We start from the raw sequence: 18,709 nt of genomic DNA, 5'->3' as shown, positions 1-18,709 counted from the left end.
AAATAAAGGAGAATAGAAGTTATGCTGACAATAGGATGTCATTTATCATCGTCCAAAGGATATCTTGCCATGGGAAAAGAGGCGGTGTCCATCGGGGCGAATACCTTTCAGTTTTTTACAAGAAACCCGAGAGGAAGCAAGGCGAAAGCCATCGACGAGGCGGATGTCGCAGCGTTTCTTTCTTACAGTAAGGAGCATGGAATCGAGCGCATTTTGGCACATGCGCCGTACACGCTGAATCCGTGCTCGAAGGATGCGCACACGAGAGAGTTTGCATGGATGACGATGGCGGATGATCTGAAACGGATGGAGTATACGCCGGGAAACTGCTACAATTTCCACCCGGGCAGCCATACCGGACAGGGGGCGGAAGAGGGAATCCGTCTAATTTCGGAGATGCTGAATGAAATTTTAAAACCGGAGCAGACGACCACGGTGCTGCTCGAGACGATGGCAGGAAAAGGAACCGAAGTCGGCCGCTCGTTTGAGGAGCTGGCGGCGATTCTGGAGCGCGTGGAATTAAAAGACCACATGGGTGTCTGCCTGGATACGTGCCATGTGTACGATGCGGGATATGATATTGTGGATCACCTCGATGATGTGCTTGAGGGGTTCGACCGCGTGGTAGGACTTTCGAAGCTGAAAGCGGTTCATCTGAACGACAGCAAGAATCCGTTTGAGAGCCATAAGGACCGCCATGAGAAGATCGGTGAGGGATCGCTGGGGCTTGCGGCATTTGAGCGGATTGTGACACATCCGGCGCTGGCGGGACTGCCGTTCTATTTGGAAACACCGAATGAGCTGGACGGATATGCAAAAGAGATCGCGCTGCTGCGCGGGTTTGCGAAATAGAGGAAGAAGGTAAGAGAAAGTGGAAAACACGAGAGAGAAGAATAAAAGATCTGACGGAAGAAAAAAGACGTATTTCGACAGGGAAAATAAAAAGAAAGCTGTTCGTATCGAGAAAACAAAGAGCGTGGCACCGGAAAAAGGAAAGCAGAAAAAGAGTTCATCATCGTCGAAATGTCCTTATCAGAAAAAATGCGGCGGATGCACATATCTGAACCTCTCCTACGAAGAGCAGCTCGCGAAAAAAGAGCAGTTCCTGAAGAAGACTCTGAAGGGCATCGTCCCGGTCAAAGGCATGGTTGGCATGGAAAATCCTTATCATTACCGGAATAAAGTCAATTCCGCCTTTGCACGCAAAAAAGACGGAACGATCATATCCGGCATTTATGAAAAGGGCACACACAAAGTGGTTCCGGTCGATGAGTGCCTGCTCGAGGATCAGCGTGCCGATGCCATCATCCGCGATATCCGCAGTCTGCTGAAGAGCTTCAAAATCATGATCTACAACGAGGACAGCGGCTACGGCCTCCTGCGCCACGTCATGGTGCGCACCGGCTTTGCTTCCGGCGAGATCATGGTCGTCCTCGTCTGCGTATCACCAGTCTTCCCGTCAAAAAACAACTTCGTAAAGGCCCTGCGCAAACTCCACCCGGAGATCACCACGATCGTACTGAACGTCAACGACCGCACCGACAGCATGGTACTCGGAAAACGCGACATTGTCCTCTTCGGACGCGGCTACATCGAGGATGAACTCTGCGGCTGCACCTTCCGCATCTCCCCGCAGTCCTTCTACCAGGTCAACCCGGTTCAGACGAAAAAACTGTACGAAAAAGCCATCTCCCTGGCCGGCCTCACCGGAAACGAACGCGTCCTGGACGCCTACTGCGGAATCGGAACCATCGGCCTCATCGCATCCCGCGATGCCAGAGAAGTCATCAGCGTCGAACTGAACCCGGACGCCGTCCGCGATGCCGTAACAAACGCCAAACGAAACCAAATCAAAAACGTCTCCTTCTACCAGAACGACGCCGGCGCCTTCATGGTCTCCATGGCCGAAAAAGGCGAAAAAGCCGACATCGTCTTCATGGACCCGCCAAGAGCCGGCAGTGATGAAGCCTTTCTGTCCTCTGTCGTAACCCTTTCACCGAAAAAAGTGGTCTACGTCTCCTGCAATCCGGAGACATTGGCGAGAGACCTGCGGTATCTGACAAAACACGGATATAAGGCAGAAGAGGCATGGGGGTATGATATGTTCGCGTGGTCGGAGCATGTGGAAAGTATCGTGTTGCTTTCCAAACTTAAATCAAATAAGTTGAAGCATATCAATGTGGAATTAGAGATGGATGAGCTTGATTTGATGGCGGCGGAGAGTAAAGCGATCTATGCGGAAGTCAAGGATTATGTTTCTGAAGCAAAGCGGATTGAAAGTTAGCAACTTGTATATCGCACAGGTGAAGCAGAAATGCGGCATTATTGAGAGGGCAAATTATAACCTGTCAAAATTGGAAAACTCTAGACAGCCGAAGTGTCCGCCAGGGAAAGAAGCGGCTATAAGGGAGGCACTGGAACATTTTCGGATGATATGACGATATCGTAGAAATAGAAGAATCCTTTTTCTTTGACTTGGTTCTTTAAGTCCCTTTGTTAGTTTTGGTTAGTGGGACATAATTTTACATTTGAAGAAACGTGAATACGTATCGGAAGATAGATAGAGAGTTCAAACAGATACGAAGGAGTTTTGTTCATAAATGATAGAAAAAAATAAGATTTTAGAATCATGGATAATGGTGGAACATTTATCGGAGGGAGACATCGGTTTGAATGATAAGGCTATTCTCACTCTGAATGATTTGCAGGAACAGGATTTCTATTCTCTGTTTCTGCATAAAATTGAGAAAAAGAAATGGAATCGACGGCAAAAAGGAGGAGTCGTTGTCTATTTTGATATTTTTAAATTTCAGGAAGTTGTGGACATACTTCATGCAGAGTATGGCTTGGAATCGACGGATGAGGATATTCGTTTCGGAGACAAGTTCAGTTTCGCGCTGTATTTCGATAAGAATCTTAATTTTCTGGAGGATATGACATTCTTTACAGAAAGTGCTTACATACGGAAATTCAAAAAAAGTTCCCTATGAGAAAGAGTTTCGGGAATTTGAGAAAGATTTTAAAAATCAGCTTGCTCAGGATTTTGATGAGACAGCAGGGGATTCGGCGAAGTTTAATGCTGCGATGCAAAAGGAACTCCTGCAACATGAGGTTGATATAATAAATTGCCGGATGAAGATTCTGGGAAATATCGAGACTGAAGCGACGAATCTGCATTCTTTTTTCATCGATGATCTGGAAAAAGCAAAAAAAATCGAAACGGTTAATTTGAATGCTTATTTGTATGGAAATAAAAAGGAACGCATGAACCTTGACAGCAAAAAAGATTCAGTGAATTTTCATCCGCATCTGTTTGAACAAATTCTGCAGCCGAAGAATTATCCCCTGGGAAGGTTTCCAAGCAATACGACATATGCGCTTTCTCTGATGCAGCAAGTTGCGGTAAACTTATCCATCGGCTTTGACAACAATCAGATGAGAAGTGTCAACGGTCCGCCTGGAACCGGAAAAACGACGCTTTTGAAGGACATATTTGCGCAGTTAGTGGTACAGCAGGCGTATAGTATTGCGAAACTTTCGGACCATTTTATCAAAGGAACAGAGAAAACAATTTATTTTAATCATGCATCGATTGGAGAGATCCCGGAACATATTATCGAAAATAATATCGTGGTTGCAAGTTCGAATAATGGTGCGGTTCAAAACATTGTGAACGAACTTCCGTTGAGTAAGGAGATTGACAATTTTCTAATCGATGAACTGAAAGAAGCGGACTATTTTTGTGAGATATCGAATGCGAAGGTGTCGGTAGAGTGGTTGGAAGATGAGAACGGGAAGAAAAGAGAGGAACTGGTAAAAGAATCTGTTCCGGGAGAAGAAAAGTTTTGGGGAGTATTTTCACTTGAAGGTGGAAAAGCGAATAATATGAGCAATATCCTCACGAATATGAAGCATATCCACAAATATTTGGAAGAAGATTATCTGCCGAATCAAGGTATATATAAACAATTTCTGAGTCATTATGAGGAAGTAAAAGCGATTCGAACAAAAAGGCAGGAATTTGCAGATAGCGTTCGGATGTATCAGGAATATACTCAAAAGATGGAACAGGTTCGTGGCAGCTATCAAGAAAAATTAGAGAAGAAAGAGCATGAATTGTGCGTAGAACTTAAGAAGCTTGCAGAAAATAAACAGGAATGCGGGCAGCAGTTGGAACAGTTACATCTCAGTTTGAAAGAGGTACAAAACAGGGCAGAAGCTGTCCGAAAAAATATGGACAGTATGAACCAGTGCCTTCAAGTACACAAGGAGCAACGTCCTTGCTTCTTTGCGGGAAAGAAAAAGAAAGAGGAATATAGGAGCAGATTAAATGAGATTACGGATCAGTTAGTAAAATTAAATGATGAAGATATAGAATGCAGGGAACAGGAGAAAAAAATTAATGAAAATATTCATTTGCGGCAAACAAGGCTGAGTAAAAGTAATGAAAAACAGGAGAAGCTTAAGCAGGAGTTTAACAGTTGGAAGACGGTGGAAACAGGTAAAATTTCAAATTTGGAGAAAAGAGTCCGCGAATATGAAAATATAAAAAACGACAGTAAGACAGAACCGCTGAATATGAATCAGGAGTATGAAGATTTACAGATATCAAACCCGTGGTTTGACGAAGCGTATCGTGTCGCACAGTCAAAATTGTTTGTTATGGCATTACGTGTTCGAAAACAATTTCTTTATGAGAACAGAAAAAATGTAAAGGCGGCCATTATCGTCTGGGATCAGCAGGAGAAGTATTTGGATCGAAAGCATGTGATTGAGGCGGCATGGAACTGGATTAATATGACAATTCCGGTGATTAGTTCTACGTTTGCCAGTTTTTCGCGTATGTGCAAAAATCTTGGAGCTGAGACACTGGGGCATCTTTTTATCGATGAAGCAGGACAGGCGCTGCCACAGGCGGCTGTCGGTGCAATCTATCGCAGCAGGCATGTAATGGTGGTCGGTGATCCGTTGCAGATTAAACCGGTTCTTACGTTGGATTCTAATACCCTATATATGTTGGGGGAGCATTTTGGAGTGACAGAAAAATATTTATCTGCATCTGCATCCGCACAGATTTTAGCAGATGCGGCAAGTCAGTACGGGTTTTATCGAAAACAGGACAAGGCGGAGGATTCATGGGTTGGAATTCCGCTATGGGTGCATAGAAGATGTCGGTATCCGATGTTTACAATTTCGAACATGATTTCCTATGACGGATTTATGGTGCAGGGAATGGAAAAGTACGGAAAAGCAGACTGGTTTGATGTTGGTGGAATGGCGAACAATAAATATGTCGAGGAACAGGGAGAATTCCTTTTGCATAAGCTCAAGGAGATGATAGATAAAAATCCGAAAATCTTAGATAAAAAAGAAAAAGATGTGGTTTATGTAATTACACCGTTTTCCAATGTGGCATATCAGCTTTCTCAGAAATTACGGAAAATTCACTTTACCCGATATGATGAACAGGGAAAACCGACAAATGTCGGAACTGTCCATACGTTTCAGGGGAAAGAGGCTCCAATCGTATTTTTTGTACTCGGTGCCGACAGGCAGAGCAGCGGAGCGGCACGCTGGGCAGTAACCGAAGCGAACATAATGAATGTTGCGGCGACGAGGGCCAAAGAGGAGTTTTATATTATTAGTGATAGGAAATTGTATCTTGGGCTTGGGTGTGATGTTGCAACAGATACGGATCGGATTATCAGAGAATATAAAAATCAGTATCTTGTGGATGATCATGCACACAAGAATGAGTTGCGCATGCAGGTTGACGAGACACGGACACTCATTATTGATGCGGATTTTAGACGCATTACAGGAACGGTCAAATATGTTGGAAAGGGAACAGAAAGTTTTTATGCCTATGTAGTTGGTGCTGATGGAAAAGAATATTCCATTACCGAAAGTATTTATTCTAAGACAGAGAGTGCAATAGAAGTGATTCAAAAGGGTAAAAAAATATCTTTTATTCCAGGAGAAGGGAATAAGAAACTATTTGCTACAGAGGTGAAGATAGATGTTTAATTAAGAGAGAGGTTATCGGGAATTTAATGGAACGGTAAAGGGAGGGGTAAAAGATGGAGGATCAAAGAGACAATCCTAATATTATTGGGAGTGAAATCATCATATATCAAACGGAAGATGGATATACAAAAATTGACGTTAAATTTGAAGACGAGACCGTTTGGCTTACACAGGCACAATTATGTGAGTTGTATCAGACAAGTAAATCTAATATCAGCGAGCATATCAAGCATATTTTTGAAGAGGAAGAATTGGATGAAGAGTCAGTTGTTCGGAAATTCCGAACAACTGCAGCTGATGGAAAAAACTATAATACAATTCATTATAATCTTGATATGATTATTTCTCTTGGATATAGAGTGAAATCCAAGATTGCTACAAATTTCCGTCGGTGGGCTGCTGAACGATTAAAAGAGTACATGATAAAAGGCTTTACAATGGATGATGAACGGCTAAAAAATCTGGGTGGGGGTAATTATTGGAAAGAGTTATTAGACCGTATTCGGGATATTCGCTCATCTGAAAAAGTGATGTACCGACAGGTACTTGACCTTTATGCAACAAGTGTTGATTATGATCCCAAGAGTAGTGAATCCATTGCATTTTTTAAAATGGTACAAAATAAATTACACTATGCAGCACATGGACATACAGCAGCAGAAGTTATATACGAGCGTGCGGACGCCAGTCAGCCTTTTATGGGATTAAAAAGTTTTTCTGGTGATTTTCCTGTATTGAAAGATATCAGTATTGCCAAAAATTATCTCAATGATGAAGAGTTAAAGATCCTAAATAATATTGTATCGGGATATTTTGATTTTGCGGAGATTCAAGCTATGCGTCACAATCCCATGCATATGGAAGATTATGTGGAACACCTTGATAATGTTTTGAAAACTACAGGTGAAAAAGTGTTGCAAGGAGCCGGAACGATTAGTCATGCACAGGCAATTGAAAAAGCAACAGAAGAATATCGGAAATATCAGGTGCAGAACTTATCGCCGGTTGAAGAAGAATATTTGGAAAGCATTAAAAATATTCACAGTACAGTAAAGAAAAACAGTAAGAATTAATTTTCATAAAAGAGATTTTTAGAAGTTGGTAAAAATACGAGTTTGGACAATGATGAGTATGTCGAGACGGTCTGTTTGCTGTCAAGAAAATAAAATCAAGTACTGAAAAGTAGCGTATTTCCGAGCTTTTTGTAAGGTTGGTATCATCAGAGAAGCCTTGCGGAAAGCTCGGTTTTATTATATGGAAACATATCTACTTTTTGGTCTGATTGGAGAAAAAGTGGATGGCCGGAAAATTGCGGTAGGGTTTAGGCTGTGGATTAGATGTTAGCATTTCCGGATTTGGTTCATCGTGAATCAGTCGATACAGCGGATGTTTGATAGTTTTTTCCTTGCCACCGGTACCGGTGTATTGATATACATGGACTCTGTGACCTGAACATAAAGTTTGTCATCTACTTTTGTTGCGATAAAATCCACTTCGGAATTATCCACTTTACCAATAGAGACATCATAGTCTCTACGTAGCAGTTCAAAGTAAACAACATTTTCTATTGCATGTCCGCTATCACGATCCCTGAATCCAAGCAGATAGTTTCTAAGTCCGATATCAACGATGTAATACTTTCCAAGAGTACGTAAGAATTCCTTTCCTTTAATATCAAATCTCTTGATGTCATAGAAGAAGTATGCTTCCAGTAGCGCATTCACATAGGCCTGAACAGTGTGAGCGCTTGGAGTTCATAGTGTTCGCCGGTTTTATCAAATGCTTGCTTGCGTGTGCCACCTAACGCACTTTTGGTTTCTCTTATTTCAAAATCATGGAATGTTAAAAATTCAGAGAAGGACAATGGAAGCATCTTTATTTCTACGCATCTGCCTGATAAATAGGTAGCATATTCAGAGGAGAGCATATAAGCATTCGAACCAGTAACATAAATATCGCAATTGAAATCAACATGGAAAGAGTAAGCATAAACTCATGAAAAAAATTAAGTTTATGCACTGAAATGCAGAAACTATTAAAATTTGACAATTTTTGTATTTTACAAGAAGAGAATGCCTCTATCATTGTAGACAGAAGCACCGGTATTATTTCCACAGCGGATAGCACGGTCGAGCTCATGATGGGGAGATTATTTGATGAATTATGTGCTAATATTCTGCAATTCTACTGCTGGTCGATTGATTTATGTACACTCTCATTATAATATGTGTGCAGGAGGTGGATATATGTATCAGATTAGTAATGAAAAATTCGGTTTATTTGTAACCGAATTAAGAAAGGAAAAGAATTTAACTCAAAAGGATTTGGCTGAAAAATTATATGTATCAGATAAAACAGTTAGCAAATGGGAACGTGGTCTTAGTATGCCCAATGTCGTATTACTCATACCAATAGCTGATATATTAGATGTTACCGTTACAGAATTGTTACGTGGAGAAAAAATAGATACACAGAAAAATATTGATAAAAAAGAAATCGAGGAATTGGTAGTAGGCTCTCTCGATATGGCTGTTAGGGATTCTATTCACCAGCATAGAAAAAACTGGATATTAGCATATTTGTTATGTTTTTTTATATCTATTACAGAAATTATTATGTTAGTTGTATCTGGAAGTTCGTTAGCTGAGATGAAAAGGGATATATTGCTAGTTACCGGGGGAATGCTTTTATTTGGTGCATGGTTTTGTTTCTTTGCAAAAGACATATTACCAACATATTATGATGCCAACAAGATAAATTATGTTTCACAAGGAATTTTTAGAATACATCTAGTTGGTTTATCTTTTAACAATGGAAATTGGATATATATCTGCACAACTTTAAAAATATGGATACTTGCAACAGTTGTTTTATATCCTCTTGCAGGTATTATAATAATCAATTGTTTCAATATAGCTTTATGGGATATTTTGAATAAAATTTTCCTAATTATGATATTAGGCGGTATGGTAGTTTCGATTTACATTATCGGGAAAAAATACGAATAATTAAATTACCTGTTATCGTTGTGGATAGTACTAATTTACAACATTCTTCATGGGAAATATGGAATGATGCAGAAGAGGTTGTGTTAAGAGAATTAGTGTACATTTAAAACGTGGAAAGCCCCTTCGGGAGCTTTTTTCTGTTTATAAGATAATTTCTGCCGGAGATTTTGATTTAATAATTTGATTTATAAAACTGGCAATGATACAATTAGCGTAATTTGAAAGAAAGCAGAGAAAATATGAGTGAAAACTTACTGATTGTTGAAGATGACAAAAAATTAAATGATGGAATACGTCTCGCATTGAAGAATGATTCCTATTTCTTTTATCAGTGCCAGACTTTGCAGGAGGCTAGAGAAATCTTGAAAAAGGAAGATATCACATTGGTTTTATTAGATGTGAACTTGCCGGATGGGAATGGGATTGATTTTGTAAGAGAAATAAGGAAAAACAGTCAGGTGCCGATTATCCTGCTTACAGTAAATAACATGGAAGTAGATATCGTAACAGGATTGGACGCTGGGGCAAATGATTATATTACGAAACCGTTTAGTTTGATGGTTTTGCGTGCAAGAGTGTCTGTGCAGCTTAGAAATAAAGATGCAGTAGTTAAGAATTCTATGGAGTTTGATGGATTCGAGTTCTATTTCGATAAAATGGAATTTTTCAAAAATGGAGAACTTATTGAACTGAGTAAGACAGAACAAAAACTCTTGAAAGTGCTGTGCGAAAACAGAGGAAAAGTAGTGAAGCGAGAATACCTGATTGACGAGGTATGGCAAGGAGATACAGAGTTTGTGGATGCTCATGCTCTGACTGTTGCAGTTAAACGTCTCAGAGACAAATTAGAAGATGATACGCAGAAGCCTAAATATATCAAAACGGTTTATGGAATTGGTTATACCTGGGCGGTGAATGGATGATAGAAATAATTATATTGATTGTAGGAATATTTGTTTTAAGTGGAATCTTCTGGCATAGCATTTTTTATCAGAAAGAAAAAAAGCTTTTGAACCGGCTGCAGCAAATGCTGGATTGTGCTATAGATGGAGAACTGGAACGGACAGAAATATCAGAAGAAAAGTACTCTGCTCTTGAAAACAGCATGAAACAACATTTAGACAGTAGCTTTCTGGCAAGAAAGAACCAACAGGAACAAAAAGAAGTGATACAGAAACTTATTTCCGACATTGCGCATCAGACGTTGACTCCTATTTCAAATTTGAAAATTTATGGTGAAATACTCTCTGAAACAAATCATGAAAATCAGGAGGAGATAGATACCATTTTGGAGCAGACAGAGAAATTAGATTTCCTGATACAATCATTGGTCAAATTATCACGGATGGAGAGTGGAATTATCGCAGTACATTCGGAGGATACTACTATTACACAGATGCTTGAATCCATACAGCAGCAGGTTAGCGTGAAAGCAAGGGAGAAGAATATTACTCTGAGCCTATGTGACACGGATTTGCATGTTCTATGTGATCCAAAATGGACTGTGGAGGCACTCGGAAATATTGTAGATAATGCGATTAAATACACAGCATGTGGGGGAAATGTTCAGGTAAAAGCTGAGCAGAATTCTTTCTTTGTAAAGATTGATATTATTGATGATGGCATTGGAATAGAAAAAGAAGAAATACCAAAGATATTTGGAAGGTTTTATCGGAGTCTGTCAGTGGCAGACCAGCCAGGAGTAGGAATTGGCTTATTCCTTGCAAGAGAGATTATTCAGGCACAAAAAGGGTATATAAAAGTGACATCAGAGAGAGGAAAGGGCTCTATCTTTTCTGTGTTTCTCCCGATATCAAAAAAGGAATAGTATCAAAACTGTGATATTTCAGAAACCGGATAGAGACATTGTTGTGATAAAGTCTGTATTGTAAAGAGCAATACAGGCTTTTTTAAAATATAAGACAGGGAGGAAGACATGAATATATTAAAAACGGTAGATTTACAAAAAATATATGGACAAGGAGAAACAGAAGTCAAAGCCCTTGATGGTGTAAATTTAGAAGTGGAAAAGGGGGAGTTTGTAGCGATTGTTGGAACTTCCGGGAGCGGAAAGTCTACGATGCTTCATATCATTGGAGGATTAGATAATCCAACATCTGGGCAGGTAATTGTGGATGGACAGAACTTAAGCCATATGACAGATGAAGAGCTTACCATTTTCCGACGCAGGAATATTGGTTTCGTATTTCAACAGTATAATCTGGTTCCGATGTTGAATGTATGGGAGAATATTATTCTTCCCGTGAAGCTGGATGGAAAAAAGATTGAAAAGAAATATGTAGATGAAATCATTGATACACTTGGTATTCGAACAAAATTGGAAAATCTGCCAAGTGCTCTATCCGGCGGACAGCAGCAGAGAGTGGCAATTGCGAGGGCTTTAGCTGCAAAACCTGCCATTTTGCTCGCTGACGAACCGACTGGAAATTTGGATTCGAAGACAAGTCAGGATGTATTAGGGCTTCTGAAAGTAACCAGTAAGCGTTTTCACCAAACCATCGTTATGATTACCCATAATGAAGAGATTGCCCAGATGGCAGACCGGATTTTACAGATAGAAGACGGAAAAATTGTTTCAGACAGTGGTGTGGTATAGCAGGGGGCGATTTTATGGTAAAAGTAGAGAATAAAGAGACGTTATGATTATTAACGAGTCGTTTTATGAAAATGAATCGCGCCAGGAATGTTATTGCCGTTATTGCAATCATTCTGACTTCCCTTTTATTCACAAGTCTCTTTGTGGGAAGTGTATCTATGATTCTTTCCAAAAGAGCAACGGAAATTAAGCAGTTTATGGATTCTGCCCATGCCAGTGCACAGAATCTGTCAGAAGAAGATGCAAAGCGATTGCAGCAAACAATCGAACAGAGTGAAGATGTTAAGCGATATGGTTCCGGTATTTTTCTGGGAGCTGGAATGGACGAAAGGTTTGGTTTTTCCGTAGAGGTCCGATATGCAGATGAAAATACGGCAGAAAGTTTTAATTGTCTGCCAACCACAGGAAGACTGCCGGAGAAAGAAAATGAAGTAGCACTTAGCAGCATGGTATTGGAATCTCTGGGAGTTACACCAAAGATCGGGGAAGAAGTAACGCTGACCTGGGAAGTAAATCCCATGCTGAAACAATATAAGACAGATACGTTTAAGATATGTGGATTCTGGCAAGGAGACAAAGCTGTTTTAGGTCAGATGGTCTGGGTATCCGAAGCCTATGCAAAGGAGAATCGTTATCCCGTTACGCAGGAAGAATTAGAAAATGGTATCTACAATGGAGGAAAAGAGTATTTTCTCTGGTACAAGAACCTTTGGAATCTGGAAAAGAAAACGGAAAAGATATCTAAAGCAGCGGGATTTACGAGAGCTGGGACAGGAATGGAAGTCAATCCGGCATATAATCTCTTTGAAGAGGATTCATTTTCATTTTCTTCCTTAATTATAATGATTCTATTTGTTATATTAGCTGGATACCTGATTATTTATAATATCTTTAACATTTCTGTGAAAACTGATATCCGGGCTTACGGATTGTTAAAGAACGTGGGAACAACGGGAAAGCAGTTGAAAAAAATTGTACGTATGCAGGCGTGGAGATTATCAGCTATTGGTATTCCAATCGGATTGCTTTGTGGTTATCTTGCAGGTCTTTGTATGGCTCCGTCCTTGACAGCAGATGCTGAAATTAGTGCACAGGCAGGACAGACTGCTCAGACAGTAGTATCAGCAAATCCTTTGATTTTTCTTGCAGCAGCGCTTTTGACACTTTTAACGGTGTATCTCTCTAGTCTGCAGGCTTGTAAAATGGTGGAAAGGGTATCTCCTGTGGAAGCTCTGCGTTTGGCAGAGGGAGAGCAGTCACATAGGAAAATAAAAAAGAATACTTCTGTAACCTGGTGGGGAATGGCAGTTCAAAATGTGTTACGAAATTGGAAAAAGGGATTGATTGTTATGCTTTCTATCGCTCTTTCTATGGTGGTTGTCAACTGTATCGTGATGCTGGTGCAGGGATATGATTTTGATTCTTACCGAAAAGTGCTTTTAGCTTCCGATTTTCAACTGGATCAGATGACGGGAAGTTTGTTAAATACGAATTTCAACGGTATTACACCTGAAATCAAAGAGATTCTGGACGAATGTCCTGATAGTGCTAAGACAGGATATGTGTATTATTCTGAGGAAACCCACAAGATGGAGCCGGAACTTCTGAAAACATGGGAAGCATTCGCAGATAAATATGAAAAAAACTGGAACGATTATGAAAAACAGGTTTGGGAAGAGGCAAAGGCTTCCAATACAGTAAGTGTTCATTTTCTCGGAATCAGCGAGTCGGTGTTTGACAAATTAGAATGGAGAGGGGAAAAATGCTCTTGGGATACATTTAAAAGCGGAAATTATGTGCTTGTAGATTATGGTAATAAATATGCAGAGCGTCCGGTTTCTTATTATCAGACTGGGGGTATTTTTCAGATGGATTACAAAAATGGAAACCAAAAAGATTACGAAGTCATCGGAGAAGCACTGATGCCATATGCATTGGATTATCCGTATGCGGACTGTATCTATATCACGGTATTGGTTCCCGAAGAGGAGTATATCACCCAGACAGGAAATGAATCAGCCATGTATGCTGCCATTGATGCAAAGAAGGGCGAGGACAAGCAGATAAAAGAATACATTGATAAAAATATTTTGAAAGAAAATGATATGATCAACGTGTTTTCTGTATTGGACATGAAAGAGAGCTTTCAGCGGTATGTCAGTAAATATTATATGATCGGTAGTTTTCTTGTTGTTATTTTAGCTTTTATTGGCATTATGAATTTCTTTAATACAACAGCAACCTCTGTAATCAGCAGAAAAAAAGAACTGGCACTTTTGGAAGTTGTGGGAATGACGAAAAAACAGGTATCGAAAATGCTAGTGACTGAGGGATTCCTATATTTGGGAGGCGCATTTGTGATTGCAGTATTGCTAATTGTATTTGGAGCAAAGCAGATTTTAGTAAATACGCTCGGTACGGCATTTTTCTTCCGGCTGCATCTTACAATCGTGCCATGTGTGCTTATGATTCCAATTTTGGTTGGGATTGCGTATGTGATACCAAAGTATCAGTTTGAAAAGATGAGTCGGGAAAGCATTGTTGAAAGGATTCGGAAAGAATAATAACAATATGTAAATTAGGCGTATGGATTTGATGAATCCATGCGCCTTTTTAGAAAAATATAAATAAAAACAAAAGAATCCTAACTTTTTTTATAGTAGGATTGTTATATTATTTAGAAAACAGAGGGAGCAAATTTGCGAATGGAATACAAAACTGATTCTTTGTTAGTACATCTAGCAAGAGCAGGAGATGAAGATGCGTGTGAAAAACTGGTCAAAAAATATTACTCAAGTATATATCAATATTGTTTGCTACATATCAATGATCCATATGAGGCAGAGGATTTGACACAAGAAGTGTTTACACGTTTCTTTTCCAATTTATATAGATATAAAGAATATGGAAAAGTTAAGAATTATCTTTATACAATTGCCGGAAATACCGTTAAAAATTATTACAAAAAGAAAAAAGATATTCCATCAGAGGAACTGCTAAAATCAGAGGACTGTAGTAAAAATCATGTAGAAGAGCTAGGAGTCCGATTAACTATTGAACAGGCAGTGAGAAAGTTACCGGAAGAAATTAGAGAAACGGCAGTTTATATTTTTTTCAGGAATTGAAGCAAAGAGAAATTGCAGAATTACTTCATATCAAACTTTCTCTTGTAAAATATCGAATCGGAAGAGCAAAAGAACTTTTAATGAAAGAGTTGGAGGTGAAAAAAGATGAAGAATTATAAGCAACAAATAAAGGAATATAAAGAGGAGATTGAAGAAAAGTATGTAAGGGCTGAAGCAGAGAACAAAACAGTAAAAGCATGTCAGAATATTTTGTCAGAGTCGGTTTTATCGAAACAATCGCATAGAACATCTTATTTTGAATTTTTGTATGAGCAGACAAAATTCATAAAAAAAAGATGGTGGATTTTACAAGGTTGTGTTCTTATGTGTCTATGGATATGGTTGAGTAATTATACGTCAGACATAAAAGATATGATGAGGATTATGGGAATATCTGCCACAATATTTGTGGTTCTGATTATCCCGGAAATTTGGAAAAACAGAAGAAATGGTGCGATTGAGATTGAGCAGGCGTCTTATTACACACTGCGTCAGATTTGTACAGCAGAATGTTAATGTTTGGAGTAGTGGATCTGGTGATCGTTATGGTGTTTTTGGCAATTACATATCAAACAACAATACTCTCGTTAAGTGATTTGGTGGTTAATTTTTTGCTTCCGGTAAATGTTTCATGTTGTATATGTTTTCGTGTATTGTACAGCAGATGGGAAAAATCAGAATATATAGCAGTGCTTTCTTGTCTGGTATGGGTTGGTTTATGGATGATGATTGTTGCAAATGATGTTATTTATCAGAAAATTGTAACTCCGGTATGGGTGGCTATGCTGATATTGACTTTTGTATATTTTGTTTTTTGTGTTCAGAAGTCATTAGTATTTGATGAAAAAATTTTGGAGGATTACACGTATGAAATTAGAATTTAAAAATGTAACAAAACAATACGGAGAAGTAAATGCTGTTAATAAAGTGAATTGTGTTATGGAAAAAGGAATTTATGGACTGCTTGGAGTAAATGGAGCAGGAAAGACCACATTAATGCGTATGCTTTGTACGATTGTTCAACCATCAGAAGGACAAATATTATGGAATGGTAAAGATATATGGAAACTAGGAGGTGAATACCGAGAAGTTCTGGGATATTTACCACAGGATTTTGGATATTATCCAGATTTGACCGTATATGATTATATGATGTACATTTCTTCTATAAAAGGGTTAAAAATGCCGTTTGCCAGAAAAAAAGTGAAGCAATTATTAAATCAAGTAGGAATGGAAAAATTCAGTAAAAGAAAAATGAAGAATTTGTCTGGAGGAATGGTTAGACGTGTAGGAATAGCACAGGCGATGTTAAACGATCCGCAAATTCTTGTCCTGGACGAACCTACCGCTGGATTAGACCCGAATGAAAGAATACGTTTTCGTAATTTAATTAGTGAATTGTCGGAAGAACGTTTGGTGCTCTTGTCTACACATATTGTATCGGATATTGAGTACATTGCGAATAACATTATGTTAATGAAAGATGGAGAACTTTTTTATGCAGGTACTGCGGAAGATTTAGTATCTTCTATGAAAGAAAAGGTATGGCAATGTAATGTTTCGAGAAGTATGATAGACAAATATATGAATGAATATTTGGTTGGAAATATAAAAACAACAAAAACCGGAGCAGAGCTTAGAATTATTTCAATAGAAAAGCCAACAGAAGATGCTGTGGCTGTAGAAAAAAATCTGGAAGATGCATTTCTATTTTATTTTGGAGAAAAATCGGAGGAAAAACAAGATGCTTAAATTAGAATAAAACGAATTTTTTCAAAGAAAATTAATGTATTTGCAATCGGATTGGCATTGATACTTGCTGTCATTTTTAGCGGATTTGCAGTTACAAGTAATCGCTATGTGGATGAGAATGGAAATGCTAGTACTGGAATTATGGCAACAAGAAAACTTACAGATAACAGACGAGCATGGAAAGGTACATTGACAGAAGATGAACTTGGAAAAGTTATAGAACAAAATAAAAATGCGGTGACACAATCCTCAGAAGAAAATGCGATTTACGGAACGACATTACAACCGATAGATGATATTAGGGGTTTTATAATATCGGTATTAACACCGGATGCAGAATATGATGAAAGTGTTCTGAATCAAATTACAGAAGAAAATATACAAGAGTTCTATAACACTTATCATAAAAATATGAAAAAGATGGCAGAAGAATATGGAAAGACTGCTGTTCAGAAAAAATACTTGGAAAAGAAATATAATGAAATAAAATTACCAGTAGAATACGAATCTTATAGTTCATGGGATACTATGATTATGTATGTAGAAACGTATTCTATTATTCTGGCAATCATAGTTGGTTTTATTTGTGCTGGAATATTTGCAGATGATTTTCAGACAAAAGCAGATGCAGTATTTTTCTCTACAAAGTATGGACGTACAAAAGCTGTTAAAACAAAAATACTGGCAGGAATAGTTACAACAGTTATGATTTATTGTATGGGAATTATATTACTTAGTGTGATTTGCTTTGGAATTATGGGAACCAGTGGTATGAATACACCCTATCAAATGTATCAGGCATATAGTATTTACATTATGTCATATGGACAATACTATTTGTTGACAGTTGTATGTGGATTTATAGCCAGTATGCTGGCGGCTTCAGTGTCTATGTTAGTAGCGGCTAAAATGCATACAATTAGTGTCGCTGTTTGCATTCCGTTCTTTTTATATTGCTTATTGCCATTTATAGGACGGGCACTTTCTGGGTATACAACGCTTTTCAATTTGATACCAACAATTTTGACAAATGTACAGGCAAGTGTAAAAGTCCCACTTATTTATCAGATTGGGAATTGTGTATTTCGACAAATTCCGCTTGTAATGGTAATGTATACCGTGATGGCAATAGCCTTACTGCCTTTTATTTATAAGAGTTTTCGCAGATACGGAAATAAGTAAAAATTGTATTCATACTCATGAAAAACAAAGTAAGTAAAATATTTTCTGGAAAAATCAAAGCATAATTTAAAGATTTAAGGCGGGCAAGTTGCCCGCCTTAAATTGCACGTATTATGTTAAAAGACCAGATAGAGTTTTTCCAATGGAAAATCCAATCTGTGGATATAACTCCTGAATCTCCCGATATTTTGCTTCAATCATTTCAGGCTCATCAGCCAGATCTTTTCATATATTTTGAAAGCTTTTTTAAAATGTGTTTTGGCTTGTGAAAGATTGGCGGTCATCAGATAAATGGTTGCAAGGTTTTCCTGTACTTTGGCATAATCCAGACATTCATCGGAATGGTATTCCTTGATGATACCGGATAATTTTTGCAATTCGGAGATTCCTCTTTCGGGTTCCTGCTGTTCTGTCAGGAACATTGCATAATTGGCAATCTGAGGTATGCTGTCATTTATATGAAGCAGGTTAAATTGGTCAAGCAGTGAGATGCTTTTTTCCATGTGTTCTCTTGCAAGATCGGGATAACCGTTCATGCGGTAAAGTCCTCCGAGATTGGCATGAAGGTTAGAAACGAGGCGAGCATTGTCAGCAGTGATATTTTCTATCTGGGCAAGTGCATTTTTTTTCCAGTTTTATTGCTTTTTCAGGTTGGGTTTCAAGGGCTGCCTGAAAATCCAGTAATAACGCCCGGTCAGAGTCGGTGCCAATGCTTTTTGTCTTTAACAGTACCTTCAGTTCCTGAATGATTTCCTTCATACCTTTGTGATAGTTATAGTTATCCATGTATGGAAATGCATTTTCCAAAAAAAGCAGATACTTTGGCATATCATCTTTTTCAATCAGATCTAAGATATTTCCTATTGTTTGAAATAGCTTTTTATAATAACTATAAATGAGCAAATATCGAATTTTGCACAAACTTATCCCACAAACTTAAAAGCTTCTTCGAATGAGGCGCTGCTTTTTATGAGGCGGTACAGGTTTGCAAACTGTTC

The 18,709-nt window shown here is 38.6% G+C and carries 16 protein-coding genes and 2 pseudogenes; 15 read left to right on the top strand and 3 right to left on the bottom strand.

The features are described 5' to 3' along the window. Positions 1 to 21 precede the first annotated feature (21 nt). The 5 genes from DXA93_RS15775 to DXA93_RS15755 all read left to right on the top strand — a co-directional run bounded on the left by DXA93_RS15775 (position 22) and on the right by DXA93_RS15755 (position 7,100). A complete protein-coding gene (locus DXA93_RS15775) occupies positions 22 to 852 on the top strand; it encodes a deoxyribonuclease IV (protein ID WP_117813516.1) in 831 nt (276 codons plus the stop codon). Between the two features lie 19 nt (positions 853 to 871). Continuing rightward, entirely contained in the window at positions 872 to 2,284 is a 1,413-nt protein-coding gene (gene rlmD / locus DXA93_RS15770) for a 23S rRNA (uracil(1939)-C(5))-methyltransferase RlmD (RefSeq protein ID WP_119208732.1), read from the top strand. 316 nt (positions 2,285 to 2,600) lie between these two features. Continuing rightward, on the top strand, positions 2,601 to 2,990 hold the full coding sequence (locus tag DXA93_RS18735) for a hypothetical protein (protein ID WP_243109246.1): 390 nt from the start codon (positions 2,601 to 2,603) through the stop codon (positions 2,988 to 2,990). Continuing rightward, entirely contained in the window at positions 2,953 to 6,027 is a 3,075-nt protein-coding gene (locus tag DXA93_RS15760; RefSeq protein WP_243109245.1) for an AAA domain-containing protein, read from the top strand. The genes DXA93_RS18735 and DXA93_RS15760 overlap by 38 nt, the downstream gene beginning before the upstream one ends. Before the next feature lie 53 nt (positions 6,028 to 6,080). Continuing rightward, positions 6,081 to 7,100 carry a virulence RhuM family protein gene (locus DXA93_RS15755; RefSeq protein WP_055265578.1) on the top strand — a complete coding sequence of 340 codons (1,020 nt, stop codon included), beginning with the start codon at positions 6,081 to 6,083 and terminating at the stop codon, positions 7,098 to 7,100. Positions 7,101 to 7,397: 297 nt separating this feature from the next. Here DXA93_RS15755 and DXA93_RS21050 read toward each other — a convergent pair whose 3' ends face one another. Beyond that, positions 7,398 to 7,751: a DUF4143 domain-containing protein gene (locus DXA93_RS21050; protein WP_055265580.1), complete on the bottom strand. Its 354-nt coding sequence runs from the start codon at positions 7,749 to 7,751 to the stop codon at positions 7,398 to 7,400. Then, the gene (locus DXA93_RS21045; protein ID WP_416388056.1) at positions 7,748 to 7,954 is read right to left on the bottom strand and encodes a hypothetical protein; all 207 of its coding nucleotides are present in this window, start codon (positions 7,952 to 7,954) and stop codon (positions 7,748 to 7,750) included. Before DXA93_RS21045 ends, DXA93_RS21050 begins: the two co-directional genes overlap by 4 nt. Before the next feature lie 319 nt (positions 7,955 to 8,273). Here DXA93_RS21045 and DXA93_RS15745 point away from each other — a divergent pair, with 319 nt between their 5' ends. The 10 genes and pseudogenes from DXA93_RS15745 to DXA93_RS15705 all read left to right on the top strand — a co-directional run bounded on the left by DXA93_RS15745 (position 8,274) and on the right by DXA93_RS15705 (position 17,711). Then, on the top strand, positions 8,274 to 9,035 hold the full coding sequence (locus tag DXA93_RS15745; RefSeq protein WP_055265582.1) for a helix-turn-helix domain-containing protein: 762 nt from the start codon (positions 8,274 to 8,276) through the stop codon (positions 9,033 to 9,035). Between the two features lie 239 nt (positions 9,036 to 9,274). Next, positions 9,275 to 9,958, top strand: coding sequence for a response regulator transcription factor (locus DXA93_RS15740; protein ID WP_055265584.1), 684 nt, complete (start codon positions 9,275 to 9,277; stop codon positions 9,956 to 9,958). Beyond that, entirely contained in the window at positions 9,955 to 10,863 is a 909-nt protein-coding gene (locus DXA93_RS15735) for a sensor histidine kinase (RefSeq protein WP_055265586.1), read from the top strand. The genes DXA93_RS15740 and DXA93_RS15735 overlap by 4 nt, the downstream gene beginning before the upstream one ends. 108 nt (positions 10,864 to 10,971) lie before the next feature. Beyond that, positions 10,972 to 11,652 carry an ABC transporter ATP-binding protein gene (locus DXA93_RS15730; protein ID WP_055265588.1) on the top strand — a complete coding sequence of 227 codons (681 nt, stop codon included), beginning with the start codon at positions 10,972 to 10,974 and terminating at the stop codon, positions 11,650 to 11,652. 776 nt (positions 11,653 to 12,428) lie between these two features. Further along, positions 12,429 to 14,216: an ABC transporter permease gene (locus tag DXA93_RS15725; RefSeq protein WP_243037563.1), complete on the top strand. Its 1,788-nt coding sequence runs from the start codon at positions 12,429 to 12,431 to the stop codon at positions 14,214 to 14,216. Positions 14,217 to 14,357: 141 nt separating this feature from the next. Beyond that, positions 14,358 to 14,896, top strand: a pseudogene (locus tag DXA93_RS15720) (RNA polymerase sigma factor). Beyond that, positions 14,883 to 15,293: a hypothetical protein gene (locus DXA93_RS18720; RefSeq protein WP_243103454.1), complete on the top strand. Its 411-nt coding sequence runs from the start codon at positions 14,883 to 14,885 to the stop codon at positions 15,291 to 15,293. Before DXA93_RS15720 ends, DXA93_RS18720 begins: the two are co-directional and overlap by 14 nt. After that, entirely contained in the window at positions 15,293 to 15,661 is a 369-nt protein-coding gene (locus DXA93_RS18715; protein ID WP_243109244.1) for a hypothetical protein, read from the top strand. Before DXA93_RS18720 ends, DXA93_RS18715 begins: the two co-directional genes overlap by 1 nt. After that, a complete protein-coding gene (locus tag DXA93_RS15710; RefSeq protein ID WP_005338319.1) occupies positions 15,645 to 16,529 on the top strand; it encodes an ABC transporter ATP-binding protein in 885 nt (294 codons plus the stop codon). Before DXA93_RS18715 ends, DXA93_RS15710 begins: the two co-directional genes overlap by 17 nt. Before the next feature lie 108 nt (positions 16,530 to 16,637). After that, positions 16,638 to 17,711 (top strand): ABC transporter permease, encoded by a 1,074-nt coding sequence (locus DXA93_RS15705; RefSeq protein WP_243109243.1) that lies wholly within the window; start codon positions 16,638 to 16,640, stop codon positions 17,709 to 17,711. Positions 17,712 to 17,822: 111 nt separating this feature from the next. Here the strand turns inward: DXA93_RS15705 and DXA93_RS20745 are convergent. Next, positions 17,823 to 18,599 (bottom strand): annotated as a pseudogene (locus DXA93_RS20745) (tetratricopeptide repeat protein); the annotation flags it as partial. Positions 18,600 to 18,709: the final 110 nt, after the last annotated feature.

Source organism: Blautia sp. OF09-25XD (assembly GCF_003482095.1).
GTDB lineage: Bacteria > Bacillota > Clostridia > Lachnospirales > Lachnospiraceae > Fusicatenibacter > Fusicatenibacter saccharivorans.
The sequence above is the reverse complement of the archived record's forward strand: the minus strand, read 5'-3'. Positions and strand labels throughout refer to the sequence as shown.

Excerpts from the sequence above, each read along its gene's own strand:
- DXA93_RS15775 (WP_117813516.1), top strand. The coding sequence starts at position 22 with ATGCTGACAATAGGATGTCATTTATCATCGTCCAAAGGATATCTTGCC.
- DXA93_RS18735 (WP_243109246.1), top strand. The coding sequence starts at position 2,601 with ATGATAGAAAAAAATAAGATTTTAGAATCATGGATAATGGTGGAACAT.
- DXA93_RS15755 (WP_055265578.1), top strand. The coding sequence starts at position 6,081 with ATGGAGGATCAAAGAGACAATCCTAATATTATTGGGAGTGAAATCATC.
- DXA93_RS21045 (WP_416388056.1), bottom strand. The coding sequence starts at position 7,954 with ATGCTCTCCTCTGAATATGCTACCTATTTATCAGGCAGATGCGTAGAA.
- DXA93_RS15745 (WP_055265582.1), top strand. The coding sequence starts at position 8,274 with ATGTATCAGATTAGTAATGAAAAATTCGGTTTATTTGTAACCGAATTA.
- DXA93_RS15740 (WP_055265584.1), top strand. The coding sequence starts at position 9,275 with ATGAGTGAAAACTTACTGATTGTTGAAGATGACAAAAAATTAAATGAT.
- DXA93_RS15735 (WP_055265586.1), top strand. The coding sequence starts at position 9,955 with ATGATAGAAATAATTATATTGATTGTAGGAATATTTGTTTTAAGTGGA.
- DXA93_RS15730 (WP_055265588.1), top strand. The coding sequence starts at position 10,972 with ATGAATATATTAAAAACGGTAGATTTACAAAAAATATATGGACAAGGA.
- DXA93_RS15725 (WP_243037563.1), top strand. The coding sequence starts at position 12,429 with ATGGAAGTCAATCCGGCATATAATCTCTTTGAAGAGGATTCATTTTCA.
- DXA93_RS18720 (WP_243103454.1), top strand. The coding sequence starts at position 14,883 with ATGAAGAATTATAAGCAACAAATAAAGGAATATAAAGAGGAGATTGAA.
- DXA93_RS18715 (WP_243109244.1), top strand. The coding sequence starts at position 15,293 with ATGTTTGGAGTAGTGGATCTGGTGATCGTTATGGTGTTTTTGGCAATT.
- DXA93_RS15710 (WP_005338319.1), top strand. The coding sequence starts at position 15,645 with ATGAAATTAGAATTTAAAAATGTAACAAAACAATACGGAGAAGTAAAT.